We start from the raw sequence: 20545 nt of genomic DNA, 5'->3' as shown, positions 1-20545 counted from the left end.
TTCGCAGCGGGGACAATGGGCGGGTGCGCTATCGGCTGATCGGCACCACCTCGGCACTCCGCAACGACGGGACGCCCGTCTCCGTCGGCGGGGCGCGACTGCGCGCCCTGCTGACGGTGCTGGCACTGCGACCGGGCCGCGCGGTCCCGGTCGGGGTGCTCGTCGACGAGGTGTGGGCCGGCGATCCGCCCATCGACGCGACGGGCGCGGTGCAAGCCCTGGTCGGACGGCTGCGGCGGGTGCTGGGTCGGGAGGCGGTGGTCTCCACCGAGGGCGCCTATCTGCTGCGCGCCGAGCGGGACGACATTGATCTGCACCGGTTCGCCCGGATCGCGGGAGAGGGCACCCGGGCCCTGGAAGGCGGCGAGCCCGGTCCGGCGATCGCTCTGTTCGACGAGGCGCTCGCGCTCTGGCAGGGCACGCTGCTCGCCGATCTGCCGCTGCGGGCCGTGGAGGCGCCCCGCTGGGAGGCCGGCCTGTTGAACGCCCGACGCGGGCGGCTCTCGGCGCTGCTCCTCCTCGGCCGGCCCGGGGAAGCGCTGGAAGAGCTGGCCGCCCTGGGTGCGCAACACCCCATCGACGAGTCGCTCCAACTGCTGCGGCTGCGGGCGCTGCGGGCCACTGGCCGGTCGGCCGAGGCACTGGCGGAGTACGAAACGTTCCGCCGCCGGTTGGCCGATCTGCTGGGCGCCGATCCCGGTCCGGCACTGCGTGCGCTCCACACCGAGTTGCTGACCTCGCACGGCGACCACCCCGACGCGCCGCCGGCCACAGGTTCCCGCACGGCGCCGGCTGCACCGAAGGCCACCGCAGGGACGATCGACACCGACACCGCGGGAGGGACGCGCGGGCGGGCCCCGGGGAACCTCAGGTCCCGGCTCACCTCCTTCGTGGGGCGCGAACGCGATATCGAGACCATCCGGGACGATCTGACCAGGGCCCGTCTGGTCACCCTGCTGGGGCCCGGCGGCGCGGGGAAGACCCGACTGTCCGCGGAGGCCGCCGAAGGCGTGGCCGAGGCACCCGACGGCGTCTGGCTCGTCGAACTCGCGCCCGTCGACGACCCCGACGACGTCCCCGAGACCGTGCTGACGACCCTCGGAGCCCGACAGACCGTGCTGCGCTCGGCCGGGGCCGAGGAGTTGCGCCGGGGTGACGACCCCCTGATGCGGCTCGTCGAGCACTGCTCCCGCCGCCGGATGCTCCTCGTCCTCGACAACTGCGAGCACGTCGTTCACGCCGTGGCCACGCTCGCCCAACGGCTGCTGGAGGAGTGTCCCGGGCTGACCGTCCTCGCCACCAGCCGGGAGCCGCTCAACGTCGCCGGCGAGTTGGTGCGCCCGGTCGATCCGCTGCCGCAGCCAACGGCATTGAGGCTGTTCGCCGAACGGGGGGCGGCGGCCCGTCCGGGATTCGGCATCGACGACGACCCAGACGCCTGCGCCGAGATCTGTCGCCGTCTCGACGGTCTGCCGCTCGCCATCGAGTTGGCCGCCGCCCGGCTGCGGATGCTGACCCCGAGCCAGATCGCGGCACGCCTCGACGACCGGTTCGGACTGCTGGCCAACGGCAGCCGTACCGCCCTGCCGCGCCAACAGACCCTGCGTGCCGTCGTCGACTGGTCCTGGGACCTGCTCGACGACTCCGAGCGGGCGGTGCTGCGGCGTCTCTCCGTCTTCGCCGGCGGCTGTTCGCTGACCGCGGCCGAAGACGTCTGCGCGGACGACGCCCCCTCGGCCGACACCGCGGCCCGCGGCACGGCAGGAGGCACGGCCGTCGCCGACGCATTGGGTTCACTCATCGACAAGTCCCTCGTGGTCGCGGCCCCCGCGGACCGGGGAGACATGCGGTACCGCCTGCTGGAGACGGTGGCCGAGTACGCCGCCGAACGACTCGACGAGGCGGCCGAGCGTGCGCCCGTCGAACGCCGTCACCTCGTCCACTACCGCGAGTTGGCCCGTACCACCGATCCGTTGTTGCGCCGCCACGGGCAGCGCGACGCCATCGATACCTTCCAACGGGAGTACGAGAACTTCCGCACCGCCCTGCGCCGTGCCGTGCTCGCCCGGGACGAGCAGGAGACGCTGCACCTCGTCCTCTCGCTCTCCTGGTACTGGCAGGTCCGTGATCTGCGCTCCGAAGCCCGCCACTGGACAGGGGTGGCCGCGGAGTTGGGGCCCGATCCCTTCGCGCCGCCGTACGCTCCCGCGCCCCCGATCTACGAGCGGTTCTCGGACGTGCCCCCGCCCATGCCGCCCGAACTCCTCAAGGAGGCCCGCCGCGGAGTGGCCGTGCTACGGCTGATCTTCGTCGACCACGGGGTGGAGGAGTGGGGCACCCCGGAGAACCAGCAGCGGCTCCAGGGGATCACCCGGGTCTATCGGCCGGGCCTGCCGCAGACCTGCCGGGTGCCGGGAGCCCTGTGGTTCTACGCCATCCTGCTCACCGAAGACGTGGAGCGGCTCAAGGCCATGCTCGACCGGACCGTCGAGACGTGCCGTGAACTGGACTACTCATGGGAGTTGGCCTGCGCGCTCCACACTCGGGCCGCGCTGCTCGCCCACCGTTCCCATCTGTCGGGGGGCGCCGCCGACGACGCCGAAGAGGCGCGGAAGATCTTCATCGAGCTCGGGGACGACTGGGGTGCGTCGGAGGCGCTGTCCGCCCGGGGCGAGACCCGGGAACGGAAGGGCGAGTTCGATCTGGCGACCGAGGACTACCGGGCCGCCATCACCCATGCCGAACGGATCGGAGCCACCATCCAGGTGGCGGTGCTGAGGGGACGGCTCGCCGGCATCCTGATCGAGATCGGCGAGGGCGAGCGCGGTGAGCGGTTGGCCCGTGAAGTCCTGGACGCCTATGACGGGGAGATCAACGAGTCGACCGCCATTGCCCGTATCCACCTGGCCGTCTGGCTCGGGATGACGGGCCGCAGGGCCGAGGCGCGGGCCGAGGTCATCCTGTTGGTGGAGCAGTTCCGCCGCAACACCATGGCGATCTTCGAAGGCATGTTGATCGGCTTCCTCGCCTGGCTCGACATCGGCGATGGGGAGTGGGAATCCGCCCGGACGAGAGCGCTCGCCGCCCTGGAGCGGGCGACCGAACGGCTGAGCATGTTGGTCGCACCGCAGCTGGTTCCGGTGCATCTGGTGACGCTCGCCAGAACGGTCGTCGGCGGCCGGCCCGAGCGGGCGGCGGACGCGGCCCGGCTGATCGGTGCCGCCGACGCCCGGGTACCCCCGGGCTATCTCCGCCTGCGCCATGAGCGCGAGGCGAGGGAGTCGGCCGAGGGAGAGCTCCGTGCGTTGCTGGGGGACGAGGCGTATGAGTCGGCCCGTGCGCAGGGCGGCGAACTCAGCCTGGAGGAGGCCGTCGCCCTGGCACGGTGAGTCGACCCCGTCGCCGAGGGGCCCGCTGGAGGCCCGGAGGTCGGCCGTCCCTGCACGGGACACCCCCGCCCGAGCTCCTCGGCTCAGGTCCGCTTGCGGAAGGCGGCGACGGCCAGGGGCGCGGTGACGAGCGTGACCGCCGCCGCCCAGCCCAGCGTCCAATAGACCGAGTTCGCCCACTCGCCCCCGGTGATCAGGGCCCGGGCCGCGTCGGCGAGGTTGGAGAGCGGGTTGTAGTCGGTGAAGGTCTTCAGCCAATCGGGCATGGTGGAAGGCGAGGCGAAGATGGACGAACCGAACTGGAGCGGGGTGAACACCAGGAACGCCATTCCCTGCACGGCCTGGGGGGTGTTCAGGGAGAGCCCCACCAGGATGAAGATCCACATCAGTGAGGCCCCGAAGAGGATCGACAGGCCCATCGCGAAGAGCAGGTGCACGAACGAGGTCTGCACCTCAAGGCCGAGGACGAAGCCCATCGCCAACAGGATGGTCATCGCCACCGCCATCCGGCCCACCTCGACGACGATCTTCGCCACGAGCACCGATGACGGGGCGATCGGCATGGACCGGAACCGGTCCATCACCCCCTTCTTGACGTCGTCGTTGATGCCGGTGCCCACGGCCATGGCGATGCTCATGCCCATCATCGCCATGAGCCCCGGGACGACGTAGTTGACGTAGTCGGCCTGGTTCCCCTGCCCGGAGATCGCGCCGCCGAAGACGTACACGAAGAGCAGGGTGAAGACGATCGGCATCAGCAGGACGTCGAACATCGACTGTGGGTCCCGCTTGATCTGGCGGAGGTTCCGACGCGTCAGCGCTTCGATGTGCCGCAGATGGGCCCGGGGTCCGATGCGGGCCTTGGCGGTCGTCTTCGCAAGCGGGCCGTCCGGGCTCGGCGCCATGGGCCTCGTGGGGCTGAGGGGCCTGGTGGGGGTGTCGAGGTTCATGAGGTGTACTCCGGGATGGCTGCTGCGTCGGTCGTGTCGGTCGTGTCGTGTGGGGCGGTGGCCGGCGGGGTGGAGCCGGTGAGGGAGAGGAAGACGTCGTCCAGACGGGGCAGTTGGGTGGAGATATGGGCGATGCCGAAGCCCCGTGCCGACAGCACGCCGATCACGGAGGTCAGTTGTGCGTCGCTGAGGATCGGGACCGTCACCAACTGGTCGTCGGGGGCGACGCTGACCCCTGCGATTCCGTCGAGGCCGGCCTCCTTGAGCGCCTGGGCCATCTCGGAGAGCCGCGCGGGTTCGCTGGGGCGGATGTGCAGGGTGCGTCCACCGACCTTGGCCTTCAATTCGTCCACGCCACCGTTGGCGATGACCCGTCCGCGGTCGACGACGGTCAACGCATGGGCGAGCTTCTCCGCCTCCTCCATGTACTGCGTGGTGAGGAGGACGGTGACGCCCTCGTCCGCCATCGACTCCACCTCGTCCCAGACCTCGTTGCGGGTCCTGGGGTCCAGCCCGGTGGTGGGTTCGTCGAGGTAGAGGACGGCGGGCCGGCCGATCAAGGAGGCTGCGAGGTCGAGCCGGCGGCGCATTCCGCCGGAGTACTGGAGGACGGGCCTCCGGGCGGCGTCCGTCAGGGAGAAGCGTTCCAGCATGGCGTCGGCGCGGGTGCGGGCCTCCTTGCGGGACAGGTCGAGCAGCCGCCCGATCATCTGGAGGTTCTCCCACCCGGAGAGCTTCTCGTCGACGGACGCGTACTGGCCGGTGAGCCCGATGGTGCGCCGCAGTTCGTGCGGCTGGTGCACCACGTCGTACCCGGCGACCCTGGCGGTGCCGGAGTCGGGGATGACGAGGGTGGACAGACACCGCACGAGGGTGGTCTTGCCCGCGCCGTTGGGGCCGAGCACGCCCATCACCGTGCCCTCGGGGACATCGAGGTCCACGCCGTCGAGTGCCTTGGTGGTGCCGTAGTGCTTGACCAGCCCCCTCACCTCGACGGTGTGGGCGTCCGCGCCCCGGTGGGAAGTGTCGCTTCGGTCGTAGTGCGTCATGCGACCCACGATGGGCGGCACGACCGACAGCTCGCCGACAGATATACCGACAAGCACCGGCTGACACCGACAACTCACCGACAAACTCACCGACCGACACCGACCGCTCGCCGACCGATCACCGACGGGTACCCGTGTGCCGCCCCCTACATCCCGACAGCCCGCCGACGGGGGATGATCGGCGGGCTGTCGTCTGTACCGGGATGGCTCGTGGGCCGGGCGGGGTCAGTGGAAGGTGTGCTCCTCCTGGGGGAACGCACCGCCGACCACGTCGTCGGCGAACGCCTTGGCCGCATCGCCCAGAATGCTGCGCAGATCGGCGTACTGCTTGGTGAAGCGCGGCACCTTGCCCGCGGTGAGGCCCGCCATGTCGGTCCAAACGAGGACCTGTGCATCGGTGTCGGGTCCGGCTCCGATGCCGATGGTGGGGATCTGGAGCGAGCGTGTGACCTCGGCGGCGAGTTCGGCGGGGACCATCTCCAGGACGACGGCGAACGCACCCGCCTCCTGCGCGGACTTGGCGTCGTGCAGGAGGCGGTGGGCGGCCTCGTCACCGCGACCCTGTACGCGGTAGCCCATGGTGTTCACGGACTGCGGAGTCAGACCGAGGTGGGACATCACGGGGATGCCGGCCTGCACGATCATCTCCGTCTGGGCCAGCGAGCGCTCGCCGCCCTCCAGCTTGATCGCACCGACGCCCGCCTCCTTCACCAGCCGGGTCGCGTTGCGCAGGGCCTGGACCGGGCCCTCCTGGTAGGAGCCGAAGGGGAGGTCGCCGACGACCAGCGCCCGCTGGGTGCCGCGCACGACGGCTGCGGAGAGCAGGGTGATCTCGTCCATGGTGACCGGGACGGTGGTCTCGTAGCCGAGGTGGGTGTTCCCCATGGAGTCGCCGACGAGCACGACCGGGATCCCGGCCTCGTCGAAGACGGACGCGATCATCGCGTCGTAGGCGGTGAGCATCGGCCACTTCTCGCCGCGCTCCTTGGCGCCGGCGATGTCATGGACCGTGATGCGGCGTGTGCCCTTGCCGCCGTACAGCGTCTTGCTGCTGTCGGCGGGCTTGCGGGCAGCCTGAAGCGTCATGGCTAACGGCTCCTTACGTCATCTCGTGGCGCCCTGACGGCGTCCCCGGATCCCTCCCATGGTGGCACTTCGTGTCGCTCGCGGGGAAGGGGGCCCGTTTGAGGAGTGCGCCCGCATGTAAAGAATTGCTATACGAGACGGTCTCGTATCGAAAATAGTTTATGGTGGCGCCATGCCGAATCCGCAGCCTTCGTCCGGCCCCCTCGGTGCCTCCGCGGCGCCGGGCGACGGGCCGCGCATACCCGCGGCCGTGCACCGGCGCCGCTGGGCGATCCTCACCGTCCTGACGTTCAGCCTGATCATCGTTGTGCTGGACAACTCGATCCTCAACGTCGCCGTCAAGACCATCGCCAGCCCCGCGCCCACCGGCATCGGAGCCACCCAGGGCGAACTGGAATGGGCGATCAACTCCTACACGCTGCTCTTCGCCGGGCTGCTCTTCACGGCCGGGCTGCTCGGCGACCGCATCGGCCGCAAGAAGGTCCTGCTCTTCGGGATCGTCGTCTTCGGCGTGGGATCGGCACTCGCCGCCTTCTCCACCTCACCCGGTGAGCTCATTGCCTACCGGGGCGTGATGGGCTTCGGCGCGGCCTTCGTCATGCCCGCCACCCTCGCCGTGCTGATGCACGTCTTCGAGCGCGACGAGCAGCCCAAGGCGATCGGCATCTGGGCGGGCAGTGTCGGCCTCGGCATCGCGATCGGGCCCGTCACCGGCGGAGTCCTCCTCGAACACTTCTGGTGGGGCTCGATCTTCCTGGTCAACGTGCCGGTCGTGATCGTCGCCTTCATCGCCATGGCGATCCTGGTGCCCGAGTCCAAGGACCCCGCCCCCGGCCGCACCGACCCCATCGGCGTGCTCCTGTCCATCGTCGGCCTGGTGCTGCTCGTGTACGGGATCATCCGCGGCGGCGAACTCGCCGACTTCACCGAGCCCTCCGTGCTCCTCTCGGTCCTCGGCGGCATCGCCGTGCTGGCCGGTTTCGTCTGGCACGAGAAGCGGAGCGCCCATCCGGCCATCGACATGAACTACTTCCGGATGCCTGCGTTCTCCGCATCCGTCGTCGCCATCGCCCTCGTCTTCTTCGCGATGATGGGCGTGACGTTCCTCTCCGCCTTCTACCTCCAGAGCGTGCGCGGCTACAGCGCCCTCGAATGCGGTCTCCTCGTCCTGCCGCTCGCACTCGCCCAGATGTTCTTCTCGCCGCGCGCCCGACTGGTCGTCGCGCGCTTCGGGGCCCGTGCCGTCTGCGCCGGGGCGCTGGTCCTGATCGCCGTGGGGCTCGGGTCCTTCGCCTTCTTCGACGAGTCCACGCCCATGTGGGTCTTCGGGGTCTCCCTCTTCGTCCAGGGCGTCGGAATGTCCCACATCACCGTGCCGGTCACCACCGCCGTCATGCAGTCGCTGCCGCGGGAGAAGGCGGGTTCGGGATCGGCGGTCAGCAACACCTTCCGCCAGGTCGGCGGGGCGCTCGGGGTGGCCGTGCTCGGCTCGCTGCTCTCCATCCGCTACCGCGCCGAAATGGAGGGCGAGTTGGCGAACCTCCCGGTCGGGATGCGCCACGCCGCGGGGGAGTCGATCGAGGGGAGCCTCGCCGTCGCCGACCGGTTGGGTCCGGCCGGCGAGCAGTTGATCACCCGGGCGAACGCCGCCTTCATCGACGCCATGCACCTCACCGCCCTCTGTGCGGCTGCGGTCGCCCTGCTCGGGGTCGTGGTCGCCCTGCGCTGGCTGCCCGGTCGTCCACGGCCCTCGACCGGGCAGCCTTCCCCTTCGACGGATCTGGCGGGCGCGGCCGACGTTGCGCACCCCCGGGTCGCCCCCGACCTCCAGGACGCGACGACGGCGGACGGGGGACGACCCGTGCGGGACGCCCCACCACCACCCCAGCCGGCGGCCGGTTCCACCGAGCGCTGATCACCGCGTACGTTCCCATCGGGGACAATCGGCGAGGTGAACAGGCCGAGCGTGCCCGACGGCGGCAGTGGTCGTGGCAGAGAGGGAGCGGACGTGCCCGTGAAGAAGCGCCCCGAGGGGCGTCCCGAGCATCGCGCCGGCTCGCGACCCCCGGAACCGGTGACCGACGCCTATGCCGACCGGGAACCCGATGCCGACCGGGAACCCGATGCCGAGCGGAAATCCGATGCCGGCCGGAACGGCGCTTCCGCCACGCCTGCCGCGACACGGCCGGCAGAGGGCACCACCCGACCACACCCCGCACCCGCGTCCACCACAACGCCCGCGACCACCGACGCCGCTCCCGCACGCCGTGGCCGCCCCCGCAGCGAGGCCGCCGAACGCGCCATCATCGAGGCCACCCTGAGTCTGATCGAGGAGGGCGTGCCCCTCTCCGACCTCTCCATCGAGCGCATCGCCCGCACGGCGGGCGTCGGCAAGGCCACCATCTACCGGCGCTGGGAGGGCAAGGAAGCGCTCCTCGTCGACGTCGTGAGCTCCCTCGACCCCGAAGACCCGCCCCTGCCCGGCACCTCGCTCCGCGACGACCTGGTCGTCCTGATGGAGAACATCCACCGGCGCGGTCTCGCCAAGAGGTCGTCGGCGCTGCTCGTCAGCGTGTTCGCGCAGATGCAGAGCTATCCCCGACTGTGGGAGATGCACCACAGGGTCTCCGTCCTGCCGCGGCGGCTCCAGATGGACGAGGTGCTGCGGCGCGGCATCGCCGCGGGGGAGATCCGCGACGACCTCGACTTCGACCTGCTGGGCGATCTGTTCGTCGGACCGATCCTGGTGCGCACCGTGCTCCGACCGGAGGTGGTCTGGTCGGAGAGCAGCGCGGAGCAGATCGTGGACGCGGTGCTCGCGGGCGTCCGTCCGCCGCGCTGGCCCTCGCCCTGACTCCCCCGTAGCCCCGGCCCGTTGACGTCCCCTGCGCCCACTGAGCGTCCGACCGCTCCCCGCGCCTTGGCAACACCACCGGTACGAGCGCCCGTTCGGCCCCGGGCCACCCCGCCCGCCGGACGCCGTGCCGCCGCCCCAAGGGCGTTCGGCCTATGGAACCCGGCGCGACACGCCGCGCCGAAGCACTTCTGACATGTGCGTCTTCTGTCACACCACCCCCACCAGGCCCGATACGAGGAACCACTGCCGCTGCCCCGTCGTCATCGGGAAAGTACGGCCGCTCCCGGGCGGTGAGACCAGTACCGTCATCGCCTAATGTCGATGTCGAGGCTGGAACGACGGCAGGCAAGGCAGTGAGGACGGGCTTGATGGTGCAGGCGTACGAGACCGAGACCGGGAGCGGCGACCCGGGGGACCGGCTCACCCGATCCCGATCCCGAGCCCGACGCCTCCTGGACGGCTGGCGCGGCGAACACGACATCTGGCGGCGCGGCCTCCTGGTGGCCGCATCCGCGGTGTCCATCGCGCTGCTGATGATCTTTCACGCCCAGGTCCCCAACCGGATCGGGAACATGGGCTCGTTGAACGAGACGTTCCTGCCGTGGCTCGGCCTGCTGTTCATCCCCCTGCTGCTGGTGGCCGCGCTCTGGCGCCGTTCGGCCACCGCCCTGATCGTCCTGCTGCTCCCGACCGTGGTCTGGTTCAACCTCTTCGGCGGGCTGCTCACCGACAAGTCCACCGGCGGCGGCGATCTGATGGTCGCCACCCACAACGTCAACGCGGAGAACCCCGACCCCAGCGGTACGGCGAAGGAAGTCGCCGCATCGGGCGCGGATGTGCTCGCCCTCCAGGAGTTGCCCCAGGGGCAGGTGGACACCTATCGCAAGGCACTCGCCGAGACCTACGACCACCACGTGGTGCAGGGCACGGTCGGCCTGTGGAGCAAGTACCCGCTGGTCGACAGCTCCCCCGTGGAGATCCGGGTGGGCTGGACGCGCGCCATGCGCTCCACGGTCCAGACGCCCAAGGGCGATGTGGCGGTCTATGTCGCCCATATGCCGTCCGTCCGGGTCAAGATGCACGCGGGCTTCACCGCCAACCAGCGGGACAACAGCGCCGATGCGCTCGGTGAGGCCATCGCCAGGGAACGGATCAGCAAGGTCGTGCTCCTCGGCGACCTCAACGGCACGATGAACGACCGCGCGTTGAACGCCGTGACCTCGCAGATGCGTTCCACCCAGGGCGCAGCCGGGGACGGGTTCGGCTTCAGTTGGCCGGCTTCCTTCCCACTGGCGCGCATCGACCAGATCATGGTGAAGGGGGTCGAGCCGGTGTCGTCGTGGACCCTGCCGCGCACCGACAGCGACCATCTGCCCATCGCGGCGCGCGTCGTCCTCTGACCCCGCACCGGGATGTGACGTCACATCACATCCCGGCGGGGCGGGCCCGCGGCCTCCGGCGGTGTCGAACTCAGTGCGAGATCGACTCGCGCCAGCGGTTGGTGATGGGCAGTCGACGGTCCTTGCCGAAGCCCTTCGCCGAGATCTTGGTGCCCGGCGGGTACTGCCGTCGCTTGTACTCGGCCAGGTCCACCATTCGCAGGGTCCGTGCGACGAGTTCCTCGTCGAACCCGGCCGCCACGATTGCGTCCTTGCCCTGGTCCCGGTCCACGTACAACTCCAGGATGCGGTCCAGTACGTCGTAGTCCGGCAGCGAGTCGGTGTCCACCTGGCCCGGTCGCAGTTCCGCGCTCGGCGGCTTGCTGATCGAGTCCTCCGGGATCGGGGGCGTCTGCCCGCGTTCGTGAGCCGCCCGGTTGCGCCACTTCGCGAGCCGGAACACGGTCGTCTTGTAGACGTCCTTGATCGGCCCGTACGCCCCGACGGAGTCGCCGTACAGGGTGGAGTACCCGACGGCCAGCTCGGACTTGTTGCCGGGGGCGAGCACGATCTGGCCCTCCTGGTTGGAGATCGCCATCAGTGTGGTGCCCCGCAGCCGTGACTGGAGGTTCTCCTCGGCCAGTCCGGTCAGCTCAAGACCGCTCATATAGGCGTCGAACATGGGCTCGATGGAGACCGTACGGAAGTTGAGGCCGGTGCGCCGTGCGAGTTCGGCGGCGTCCGCCTTGGAGTGCTCGGACGAGTACTTCGACGGCATCGACACGCCGTAGACGTGCTGGGCGCCCAGTGCATCGCACGCGATCGCGGCGACGAGCGCGGAATCGATGCCGCCGGAGAGCCCGATCAGCACCGAGGTGAATCCGTTCTTGGCCACGTAGGCGCGCAATCCGACGACCAGCGCCGAGTACACCTCCTCGTCGTCGTCGAGACGCTCCGCGTAACCGCCGGCGACCTCCGTCTCATAGGCGGGCAGCGGGTCCGCCGAGAGCACCACGTGCTCGATCCGCAGCCCGTCGTCGACCACGCCGGAGGGCGCGTCCCCGGCGGCGGGTAGCTCCAGATCGAGCACCACGCACCCCTCGGAGAACTGCGGCGCACGGGCGATGACCTCGCCCGCCGCGTCGACCACGATCGAGTCACCGTCGAAGACCAACTCGTCCTGTCCGCCCATCATCGCCAGATAGGCGGTGGTGCACCCGGCCTCCTGCGCCCGCTTGCGCACCAACTCCAATCGGGCGTCGTCCTTCATCCGCTCGTACGGCGACGCGTTGACGGAGAGCAGCAGCCCGGCGCCGGCCGACCGGGTGGCGGGCACCCGACCGCCGTCCTGCCAGAGGTCCTCACAGATCGCGAGCGCCACATCGATGCCGTGGACCCGGATGACGGGCAGGGTGTCACCGGGCACGAAGTACCGGAACTCGTCGAAGACGCCGTAGTTGGGCAGGTGGTGCTTGGCGAAGGTGAGCACCACTTCGCCCCGGTGCAGCACGGCCGCGGCATTGCGCGGGGCGCCGGCCGGCTGGCCGTACTTGGGCTGGGCGCGCTCGGAGCGGTCGAGGTAGCCGACGACCACCGGCAGCTCCCCGAGCCCCTCGTCAGCCAGCCGGGCGGCGAGCGCCCGCACGGTGGCCCGCGACGCCTCCACGAAGGACGACCGCAGGGCCAGGTCCTCCACGGGGTAGCCGGTCAGCACCATCTCCGGGAAGGCGACCAGATGCGCTCCCTGCTCGGCGCAGTGCCGGGTCCAGCGCACGACCGCCTCGGCGTTCGCGGCGAGGTCGCCGACGGTGGAGTCGATCTGATTCAGGGCGAGACGTAGTTGAGGCACGCCGCCCAGTGTAATCGTCTTTCTGACGCGATGTCCTGGGTGGGAGGTGTGGGACGCCCCACGCGAGCGGGGCGTCCCACACCGGGTCAGGGGTTGCGGAGCGTCACTTGCGGTAGCCGAGCACCGTCATCATGCCCGCTTCGGCGTGGTAGACGTTGTGGCAGTGGATCATCCACAACCCCGGGTTGTCGGTGTCGAAGTCCACGGTGAGGTTGCCGTTCGGCAGGATCACGGCCGTGTCCTTGCGCGCGCCGCCCGCCGTGTTCGCCAGGGCGAAGGTGTGCCCGTGCAGATGCAGCGGGTGCCACATCGCGGTGGGATTGGCGAAGACGAGCCGGACCCGTTCCCCCGAGCGGACCTCGTGGCGGGGCTCGGGCGAGTACCTCTTGCCGTCGAAGCCCCAGTCGTACCGCGCCATACCGCCCGTCAGCTTGATCTTGATCGTACGGTCGGGCTTCCGTGCGGGCAGGGCGACGGAGGCGTGGGCGCGCAGCTTGTCCGCGCTCAGTACGCGCCCGGTCAGCTCCTTCGGTCGGGTGGCTGCGGTCGGCGCCGCCCCACCAGCCGTCCGCAGCACGGCCAGGGCCGCCGCCTTCTTGCCCTCGGCGACCGCGGTGAGCGGGAAGACCCCGCTGCCCGCGGTGATCAGGACGTCATAGCGCTCGCCCATGCCGAGCAGCAGCGCATCCGTCCGCGCGTGCTGGACGGGGAAGCCGTCCGTGTGGGTCACGGTCAGCTCATGGCCGCCGAGCGCGACCCGGAAGGCGGTGTCCCCGCCCGCGTTGATGATGCGCAGCCGGATGCGGTCGCCGGGCCGGGCACTGAAGGACGTGGGTGCCTCGGGAGTGCGCCCGTTGATCAGGTAGTGCGGGTAGGCCACGTCCCCGGCGTCCCCGCCGAGCAGATCGCTCTTCGCGCCCATCATCATCCGCGACGGTCCCTTTTTCGGCCCGGGCGTCTCATCGGCGCCGAGGGACATGGGCTCCATGCCCCCGTGCCCCTCGTGGGCGCCGCCTCCCATGCCCTTGCTCAGCTCGGCCAGCACCGCGTCCGGAGTCGAGCCGTCCACCCCGTCGACCCAGTCGTCGAGGACGATCACCCACTCCTTGTCGTACGCCAGCGGCTCCTTGGGGTCCTCCACGATCAGTGGTGCGTACAGACCGCGGTCCTGCTGGACGCCGGAGTGCGGGTGGAACCAGTACGTTCCGGGGTGCGCGACGGCGAACCGGTAGTCGAAGGACGCCCCGGGCTTGATGGGCTGCTGCGTCAGCCCGGGCACTCCGTCCATGTCGTTGCGCAGCGCTAGCCCGTGCCAGTGCAGCGAGGTCGACTGCGGGAGGTGGTTGGCGAGGGTGAGGGCGAGGGTGTCCCCTGCGGTCACCCTGACCTCCTGCCCGGGGAGGTCGTCCCCGTACGCCCAAGAGCGCACGGTAGTGCCGCCGCCGAGGTCGAGTTGGGTGGCCACGGCGGTGAGCTTGACCTTCCGCTCGGGGCCCGTACCGCGCTTGGCCTCGGCGGCCCGGACCTCGGGGCCGTCGGGGGTGACGAAGCCCTGGGGGGTCTTGCCGGGGGCGCTGGCCTTCCCTCCGCCGCCATGCCCGGCGTGGCCCCCGCCCGAACCGGAGGTCGAGCAGGCGGCGAGGACCCCGGAGCCGGCGACGGCCAGGGAGGCTCCGACCATGGAGCGGCGGGTGATGTGTGAACGCATGACTGAGTGCACCTCGTGGTGGTGTGTCGATGGAGCAGCTGTGGACGGACGCGCGTTCGCCGCGGGGACGGCGAGGGCTCGGCCTAGGTCCGCAGCACCGACAGTTGGGCCAGGAGGGTGCGGGGAGGCGGTGGCGCGGGGCGCAGGGTGTCGACGGCCCGCACGCCGACACCGCGTACGGAGGGGTGGGTGGCCGCGGGCAGCTCCCACCAGTCGCCGGTGACGGCGAGGACGACGCCGTTGGCGGCGAGCACGGCCAGACAGACCGTGGACGGGTCCATCCCGTGGTCGCCGCCGTGGGCGTCTTCGGCACCGTCCTGCACCGGCAGGACGGATGTCGACGGCACGTGGGGCGGGTCGAGCGCCCCGTCAACGGGAGGGCCTGCCACTGCCGCACCTGGCCCGGAGATCGGACCCTGTTCGGCGCCCTGGTGGGAACCGCCCTCGGAGGAATCGACCTCGTGGGAGCCGTAGCGGGCGGTGGGGTGCGAGGTGGTCGGGTACGGGCACTGCGCGGGGGCGGCCGTGGCGCCCGACGGCGCGGGATGCCCCACCGTGTGCATGGTGGCGAGGCCGAACAGCAGCGCGACCAACAGCAGCAGCTGTCCCGTCCGCCGGCCGTTCCCCAGTTCCATGGAGGGAATCTTACCCCCACCGGGTATATGAACAGCGCGTACCCATGGGTAGGCGATCATGTGTCGACGGCAGCCCTGCCATGTTCCCGGAGCGCCCGTCGATGCCGCGAGGAGCGCTCTTGTGCCTCGGTTCCGGCCTCAATGGCGCCGATCAGGTCGTTGATCTGCTCCAACGTGGCCGTGCCGATACGGATCTGGTGGGGTCGGTCTTGAACACAGCTGGTGCAGGCCGGATGCGGGGTGACCTTGATCCGGGGGGCGAGGCGGCGGAGCCGGCCGCGGAGGCGGTCCGTGATCCCTTCGGTGTTTCGCCCGTTGGCCGGGTTTGCTCGGGGCGGATGCTTCCCCCCGAGAACCGTGATCAAGGTGAGGGCGTCGCGTGCGCTGATCGTCCCGATCTCCACGCCCAGATCATTGATCCTCATATCGCCTACCTCTACGCCGGCAGCACGGAGGGCAGCGCCCAGACGATGCTTGAGGAGGTCGGACTCCGGCATCTCCTGCCAGATCAGAGCGGTCAAGCGCTGCGCGTCGGCGGGGGTGGCCAGGGTCAGGAAGGGGCCCCGTTCATACCAGGGGGAGACGGTGATCTCCGCGTTGACCTCCTGCCCGTGGAGGGCCTGTTGCAAGGTGCGGCGGTCGTCGTCGCGGTCCAGTGGGTAGGCAGGAGCCCCTGCCAGGGTGAATCGGATCGGGGAGTGGAAGTGCACCGTGACCGCCTCTGAGGCGGTCCGGTCCACGAGGGCCCAGTGGCCACGGGCCTTCAGGGCCTCGATCAGCCCACGCATGGCGAGGTCAACTTCCGAGGGGGGCTCGATGAAGGCCCCGGTGGGCGAGTTCATGGCATGTCCTGACGTGTCGAGAGGGTGGGGCGACATGGGGGCCTGTAGGTCACTCAGTGCGGTGAGCTGAGGGTTCTGTTGTCATGGCTGCCGATGTGCGGCCAGGGGGTACCGAATGAGCTGAGGTCGACTTGGGCGGAAGTTCTCCATGGCCAGGCCGTCAGCTTGTATCGACCTGTCCAGTCGGCGGCTTCCAAGGAGAAATCGTGACCGGCCTTGAGGTCCTGCACGATCTGGTGCCGAGCGTCTTCATCCGCGATCCAGGCCCGTAGCCGGGTCGGCGCGTCACCGAGGTCGAGATCGAGCGCAGTCCGGGCGTCGACGGAGAGGAGCGCAGCCGACCACGGAACGTCGGGATCGGGGTCCAGGCCGTTGGCGAGGCGCTCCGCCTGCACACACAGCCACCGCACCGCTCGCGCTGCATACGGAGTCACGAACGCGCCGAGACAGATGGGCTTGGGCCTGGGAGGCTCAGGGGGACAGTCAGCGGCCACCTCGGCCCAGTACAGGAAACACTCCTCAAAACCCGTACCGCTCCGCGACGAACGCTGGGGGAGCCCGCTCACCGCGGTGTGGTGTGGTCGCCGACTGAAACGATGGCCCACACGGCCTTGCCGCCCTGGTCCAGGAGTTCCACGCCCCACTGGCCTCCGCAGTGCGCAGCCACGAGCGCCAGACCCCGGCCCGATTCAGCCTGGTCACCCACGCTTCGGTTACGGGGGAGCGCCTGAGACTCATCCACCACCGCCACCCGCACGGACGTCGGGCCCTGCCTCGTCACGGTCACCCGGATCCGGGGCCCCGACGCGTGCACGAAAGCGTTCGCGACTAACTCCGACACCACCAACTGCGCCGCGTCGGCCGCGCCTTCCAAGCCCCAGGCGGTGAGCGCCGAGGACACGAGGCGTCGCGCGCTCCGCGCCGACTCAGGAACCCTCGGCAGAGTCTCCGTGAAGACGGGAGTGGCCGCGATCGCAGTGCCCGCGTGCCGTTCAGAGCCCGCCGACGCTACAGAATGACGGCCCTTCCCGGTCATGAGATGCCGCCTGGCGACACCATCTCGCGGGCCCGGGGGCTCAGAGGCAGGGCGCGGAGTGCTCGCCGCCTTCCTCTGGCCTCGGCCAGCAAGGGGCAGACGGGTTGGGCAGTGGAGTGTGGACGAGTAGTGAGGTCAACCGCGCTCTCCGGTGAGAACTGGACGACGTGGTCGAAACACGTGGTCTGACTAGGCGCTGAGAGTGCCACGAAGCTGTCTCTCCATCAGGTCTGGGCGAGGTCTGAAGGGCTGGCATCCCCGTGACCGACAGGCAGATTGAAGTAGTGGTCCTGGCCTCGAAGTCACGGTCGTTCACAAGTAGAAAACCGCCCAGACCCCCTCAAGAGACAGGCAATTCCGGCCCCAAGCCAGTACGGGCAACCGGTAATTTTTACCTGGAGAGGTCTACCGAAAGCGCACGCAGCGCTACGTTGGGTGAATGACGGAGAACGTCCTTCTTGCAGCTCACATGACGGCAGCAGGGTTGACGCAATGCGAGCTGGCACAGCGTCTGAACGCCCACGGTGAGCGGTTAACCGGCAAGCCTGCCCATGTCACCGACCGGCACATCCGCAACTGGCTGACCGGAAAAACTCGATGGCCGCAAGAGCGGCTGAGACTGGCTCTGGAGGCAGAGTTCGGAGTCCCCATCCTGGACCTGGGATTCGTGCCCCGCTCGTCGGGCACCACGAGTGAGGGAGGCACCTGTACGCCAGCATCGGAGGACTCAGTGAAGCGCCGTACCTTCACCACCGCCACTGCCTCGTTGACAGCAGCCATGCTGCCCGCGCCGATGGCTGTGGCTCGGCCGCGCGTAGGTATGCGTGACGTCAGGGAACTCGAAACAGCCTTCGGCCAGTTAGTTGCAGCAGACAACTCAGATGGTGGCACGATCAAGCTGGAGACTCGTGCCCTAGCGTTCGCCCAACACGCGCTGGAGCGGCAGACAGTCGGCTCGGCGACGGATCGAGTCCGGTCCCATCTGTACCGTCTCGCCGCGGCGTTCACCGGCACCGCACTGTGGGCAGCAGTGGATGACCGCCGCCCGGACCGGGCACAGCGCCACCTGGAGCGCGCGCTTACTCTCGCCGGACTCTCCGGGAACGAGGATGTCAAGCTACGGCTTTGGAGCCACGCATCGCTACTGGCCACCCAGCGGCCAGGGGGCCTCGCCGAGGCGATCGCCGCAGCTCAGGTAGCCCGCAGTTCCCCAGCCTGTCGCCGTGATCCCCTGTACGCCTCGCTCGCTGCGGCCCGCCTGGCCGGCGTCCACTCCCAATCAGGCGAGGAGAGGATCGCACTGCGAACTCTCGACCAGGCACGCGCAGCCTTCGACCGTGCCGACCTCGACCTGCCCCGCCCAGCGTGGATTGCCTTTTTTGACGAGGCTGAACTCCATGGGCTCTCGGGACTGATTACCTCGGAAGTCGGTCGGCACAGCGAGGCCGAGGCCCAGTTCCATCGCGCTCTTTCACGGCTGCGTCCCCAGTACCGGCGCAATAGGACGTACTACACCGTTCACCTTGCCCTCGCTCAGCTTCGTCAAGGTGCCGTCGATCAAGCGTGCACCACAGCCCTGACTGTCCTGCCTGGCCGCGACGGTGGTTCACTTACTGGGCGGATTGACCGGCTTTTCGCGCGCTTCGACCGCATCATCGAGACCAAACGGAGGCCCGCATCTGCCGCCGAATGGACGGAGCGCTATACAGAACGAGTGGGGCGACGAACGTGACTATCGAGTTTCGCCAGATCACCTCTGAGCACTTGTCCGTCATCCGTCAGTCGATTCTCGACATCCATGTAGAGGTTCGCCTGGGTGACTTCGGGCTAGCCGGGCCGTTCTACGACGTTGCGCGCTTCGACGAACGGCTGTCGGCCTATGCGTCCCGGCCCGGACCCGTTCCACCAGGGCCTGTTCCTCGTCGTCGTACTCGGTGGGAATGTTCATGGCCCACCGGATCAGTACCGTCTGGAGCTCGCTGCCTGAAGCGTTCTCGATCTCGTCCGTGAACTTCGCGCGCTCCGCTTCCGGTAGAGCCTCACGGACACCGCGGATCGTGGCAGGCACCTGCACGGCTCCGCCTGTCATATGCACGGTCAAGTGGTGCTCTGTTGCGGGCATCTGGTTCCCTTCAACGGATGAAACCCCCAGCCATCGTAGGAGGTGGCCAGCCCAGAGCCCGGGGTCTGGCAGACCGGCGCGTAGGGCAGACCAGGGGCGTGGGGACTGCCCCACGGCACGCCGGCGTGTCCTGCAAGGGGTGGTGGACGGTCCGGCCCACGATCGAGGTGTACCGATCTGAGGTCGTCTCGATCGACTCGTGGCCCGAACTCCGCTGGACGTAGGTGAGACCGTGTGAAGCCGAGAGCAGTGCATCGACGTGCGAGCGCCGGAGGTCGTACCGGGTGGGGAACCTCTCGTACGGCGGTGGTGCCCCGGAGGCCGGCCCTTCGCCCACCACGGGCGGAAGAGGTGTCCTGATGTGGTTCCGGATCGCCGGCGTTCCCCACCATGTACGCGTCGAGGGCTCAGGCCCGCTCTGTGTGCTCAGTGCCGGGCTCGGCCTCACCTGGTTCGACTGGGACCCCGTCGTCCCCCTGCTCGCCCCCCATCGCACGGTCGTGCGCTTCGACCGCCCCGGGCACGGGCTGAGCGCCCCCGCCCTCGTACCGCCGTCCGCCGTCGGTGAGGGCCACCGGATTGCGGCCGTCGTGCGCGCGCTCGGTCCGGCAGCAGACCTTGCCGCCGGTGCCGGGACCGGCGTGACCGTGGTCGGTCACTCCATCGCCGGGTTCCACGTCGAAGCCTTCGCCCGACTCCACCCGTCGATGACCGCAGGGGTGGTCCTGGTCGACTCCAGCGTGGAGGAGGACGCCCGAACCCCGGCCGCCCCCGCCCTGCGGACCGCGGCAGCCGCGGTCGCCGGCGGTGCCCTGGGAGCCGTCGGCGTCCCCGCCGCCGTCGGTCCCACCGCACGTCGACTGGCGGTGCGCTCGGCCCGTACCGGCGGCGGCGACCCGGCCCCGCGCGATCTCGTACGGCGCTGCTACGGCACCACCCGCGTACTGCGGGGCGCACTCCTGGAGAACGCCCACTACCGTGCGGTCGCCGCCGAACTCCTCGCCCTGCGCGAGCGCCGGCCCCTTCCCGCGGGCGTCCCCGTCACCGTTCTCGCGGCGTCGGCGGGCGGCCCGCGGTGGCTGGCGCGACAACAACGACTCGCCGCCGTGCTCGGAGCCCGGTTCCACGAGGTCCGGCCGGCCGGCCATCTGCTGATGCTGGACCGCCCGGACGCGGTGGCCCGGGCGGTGCTCGACGGGGGAAGCGCCGGCCGCGGTCAGCCCCTCGCGTAGACGCGCTCCGCCCATCCGGCGAGTTGCTCGTCCGAGAGGTGCTGGGCCAGATCCGCCTCGCTGATCATGCCCACCAGTCGCTTGCCCTCGATCACCGGCAGCCGGCGGATCTGGTGGACCTCCATCTCCTGGAGTACGTCGTCCACGCCCCGGTCCGCTTCGATCCAGCGCGGCGTGCCCTTGGCGAGCTCCCCGGCGGTCACCTTGGCGGGATCGTGACCCAGAGCGACACAGCCGACCACGATGTCACGGTCGGTGAGGATGCCGCAGAGCCGTTCATTGGCATCGGCGATCGGAAGCGCCCCCACATGGTGGGCGCGCATCAACTGTGCGGCTCGGTCGAGGGTCTCGTGTGCGGGAATCCACTGCGCCCCGCTGTGCATGATGTCCTTGGCGGTGGTCATGAGTTCG

General features: G+C 69.9%; 16 protein-coding genes. 6 read left to right on the top strand and 10 right to left on the bottom strand.

Annotated features, from left to right (window positions below; genetic code table 11):
- Positions 1 to 23 precede the first annotated feature (23 nt).
- Positions 24 to 3389, top strand: a complete 3366-nt coding sequence (locus ABZ348_RS20775) for a BTAD domain-containing putative transcriptional regulator (protein WP_358935087.1) — start codon at positions 24 to 26, stop codon at positions 3387 to 3389.
- 83 nt (positions 3390 to 3472) lie between these two features.
- Here the strand turns inward: ABZ348_RS20775 and ABZ348_RS20770 are convergent, their stop codons facing one another.
- The 3 genes from ABZ348_RS20770 to panB all read right to left on the bottom strand — a co-directional run bounded on the left by ABZ348_RS20770 (position 3473) and on the right by panB (position 6474).
- Positions 3473 to 4294, bottom strand: a complete 822-nt coding sequence (locus ABZ348_RS20770) for an ABC transporter permease (protein WP_358935221.1) — start codon at positions 4292 to 4294, stop codon at positions 3473 to 3475.
- A 41-nt stretch (positions 4295 to 4335) separates the two neighbouring features.
- A complete protein-coding gene (locus ABZ348_RS20765) occupies positions 4336 to 5388 on the bottom strand; it encodes an ATP-binding cassette domain-containing protein (protein ID WP_358935085.1) in 1053 nt (350 codons plus the stop codon).
- Between the two features lie 225 nt (positions 5389 to 5613).
- A complete protein-coding gene (gene panB, locus ABZ348_RS20760; RefSeq protein WP_358935083.1) occupies positions 5614 to 6474 on the bottom strand; it encodes a 3-methyl-2-oxobutanoate hydroxymethyltransferase in 861 nt (286 codons plus the stop codon).
- A 172-nt stretch (positions 6475 to 6646) separates the two neighbouring features.
- On the opposite strand from panB, the gene ABZ348_RS20755 reads away from it, so the two are divergent.
- The 3 genes from ABZ348_RS20755 (at position 6647) to ABZ348_RS20745 (ending at position 10731) form a co-directional block, all read left to right on the top strand.
- On the top strand, positions 6647 to 8389 hold the full coding sequence (locus ABZ348_RS20755; protein ID WP_358935081.1) for a DHA2 family efflux MFS transporter permease subunit: 1743 nt from the start codon (positions 6647 to 6649) through the stop codon (positions 8387 to 8389).
- 159 nt (positions 8390 to 8548) lie between these two features.
- Positions 8549 to 9328: a TetR/AcrR family transcriptional regulator gene (locus tag ABZ348_RS20750; RefSeq protein WP_358935219.1), complete on the top strand. Its 780-nt coding sequence runs from the start codon at positions 8549 to 8551 to the stop codon at positions 9326 to 9328.
- Positions 9329 to 9699: 371 nt separating this feature from the next.
- Positions 9700 to 10731, top strand: a complete 1032-nt coding sequence (locus tag ABZ348_RS20745; RefSeq protein WP_358935079.1) for an endonuclease/exonuclease/phosphatase family protein — start codon at positions 9700 to 9702, stop codon at positions 10729 to 10731.
- A gap of 70 nt (positions 10732 to 10801) precedes the next feature.
- On the opposite strand, the gene ABZ348_RS20740 is transcribed toward ABZ348_RS20745, so the two are convergent.
- The 6 genes from ABZ348_RS20740 to ABZ348_RS20715 form a co-directional block, all read right to left on the bottom strand.
- Entirely contained in the window at positions 10802 to 12559 is a 1758-nt protein-coding gene (locus ABZ348_RS20740; protein WP_358935077.1) for an NAD+ synthase, read from the bottom strand.
- 103 nt (positions 12560 to 12662) lie between these two features.
- Entirely contained in the window at positions 12663 to 14267 is a 1605-nt protein-coding gene (locus tag ABZ348_RS20735) for a multicopper oxidase family protein (RefSeq protein ID WP_358935075.1), read from the bottom strand.
- 83 nt (positions 14268 to 14350) lie between these two features.
- Positions 14351 to 14902: a hypothetical protein gene (locus ABZ348_RS20730; protein ID WP_358935074.1), complete on the bottom strand. Its 552-nt coding sequence runs from the start codon at positions 14900 to 14902 to the stop codon at positions 14351 to 14353.
- Between the two features lie 56 nt (positions 14903 to 14958).
- A complete protein-coding gene (locus ABZ348_RS20725; protein ID WP_358935073.1) occupies positions 14959 to 15744 on the bottom strand; it encodes a hypothetical protein in 786 nt (261 codons plus the stop codon).
- 53 nt (positions 15745 to 15797) lie between these two features.
- Positions 15798 to 16139 carry a hypothetical protein gene (locus ABZ348_RS20720; RefSeq protein ID WP_358935072.1) on the bottom strand — a complete coding sequence of 114 codons (342 nt, stop codon included), beginning with the start codon at positions 16137 to 16139 and terminating at the stop codon, positions 15798 to 15800.
- A gap of 167 nt (positions 16140 to 16306) precedes the next feature.
- Complete coding sequence (locus ABZ348_RS20715) at positions 16307 to 16780, bottom strand: ATP-binding protein (protein WP_358935071.1); 474 nt, start codon at positions 16778 to 16780, stop codon at positions 16307 to 16309.
- A 439-nt stretch (positions 16781 to 17219) separates the two neighbouring features.
- Here ABZ348_RS20715 and ABZ348_RS20710 point away from each other — a divergent pair, with 439 nt between their 5' ends.
- Positions 17220 to 18512: a hypothetical protein gene (locus ABZ348_RS20710; RefSeq protein ID WP_358935069.1), complete on the top strand. Its 1293-nt coding sequence runs from the start codon at positions 17220 to 17222 to the stop codon at positions 18510 to 18512.
- 749 nt (positions 18513 to 19261) lie between these two features.
- Complete coding sequence (locus ABZ348_RS20705) at positions 19262 to 20134, top strand: alpha/beta hydrolase (protein ID WP_358935217.1); 873 nt, start codon at positions 19262 to 19264, stop codon at positions 20132 to 20134.
- Here the strand turns inward: ABZ348_RS20705 and ABZ348_RS20700 are convergent.
- Positions 20119 to 20538 carry a CBS domain-containing protein gene (locus ABZ348_RS20700; protein WP_358935067.1) on the bottom strand — a complete coding sequence of 140 codons (420 nt, stop codon included), beginning with the start codon at positions 20536 to 20538 and terminating at the stop codon, positions 20119 to 20121. The two genes, ABZ348_RS20705 and ABZ348_RS20700, sit on opposite strands and share 16 nt — an antisense overlap.
- Positions 20539 to 20545: the final 7 nt, after the last annotated feature.

Origin of the sequence: Streptomyces sp. NPDC005963 (genome assembly GCF_040638655.1) — a bacterium.
In the GTDB taxonomy this organism is placed as follows: Bacteria; Actinomycetota; Actinomycetes; order Streptomycetales; family Streptomycetaceae; genus Streptomyces.
Note: the sequence above shows the minus strand (reverse complement) of the source record. Positions and strands in the feature narration are given on the sequence as shown.

What these genes read in the sequence shown, in the direction of transcription:
- ABZ348_RS20770 (WP_358935221.1), bottom strand. Translation starts at nt 4,294, where the DNA reads ATGGCGCCGAGCCCGGACGGCCCGCTTGCGAAGACGACCGCCAAGGCC.
- ABZ348_RS20765 (WP_358935085.1), bottom strand. Translation starts at nt 5,388, where the DNA reads ATGACGCACTACGACCGAAGCGACACTTCCCACCGGGGCGCGGACGCC.
- panB (WP_358935083.1), bottom strand. Translation starts at nt 6,474, where the DNA reads ATGACGCTTCAGGCTGCCCGCAAGCCCGCCGACAGCAGCAAGACGCTG.
- ABZ348_RS20755 (WP_358935081.1), top strand. Translation starts at nt 6,647, where the DNA reads ATGCCGAATCCGCAGCCTTCGTCCGGCCCCCTCGGTGCCTCCGCGGCG.
- ABZ348_RS20745 (WP_358935079.1), top strand. Translation starts at nt 9,700, where the DNA reads ATGGTGCAGGCGTACGAGACCGAGACCGGGAGCGGCGACCCGGGGGAC.
- ABZ348_RS20735 (WP_358935075.1), bottom strand. Translation starts at nt 14,267, where the DNA reads ATGCGTTCACACATCACCCGCCGCTCCATGGTCGGAGCCTCCCTGGCC.
- ABZ348_RS20730 (WP_358935074.1), bottom strand. Translation starts at nt 14,902, where the DNA reads ATGGAACTGGGGAACGGCCGGCGGACGGGACAGCTGCTGCTGTTGGTC.
- ABZ348_RS20725 (WP_358935073.1), bottom strand. Translation starts at nt 15,744, where the DNA reads ATGAACTCGCCCACCGGGGCCTTCATCGAGCCCCCCTCGGAAGTTGAC.
- ABZ348_RS20715 (WP_358935071.1), bottom strand. Translation starts at nt 16,780, where the DNA reads ATGACCGGGAAGGGCCGTCATTCTGTAGCGTCGGCGGGCTCTGAACGG.
- ABZ348_RS20710 (WP_358935069.1), top strand. Translation starts at nt 17,220, where the DNA reads ATGACGGAGAACGTCCTTCTTGCAGCTCACATGACGGCAGCAGGGTTG.
- ABZ348_RS20705 (WP_358935217.1), top strand. Translation starts at nt 19,262, where the DNA reads ATGTGGTTCCGGATCGCCGGCGTTCCCCACCATGTACGCGTCGAGGGC.
- ABZ348_RS20700 (WP_358935067.1), bottom strand. Translation starts at nt 20,538, where the DNA reads ATGACCACCGCCAAGGACATCATGCACAGCGGGGCGCAGTGGATTCCC.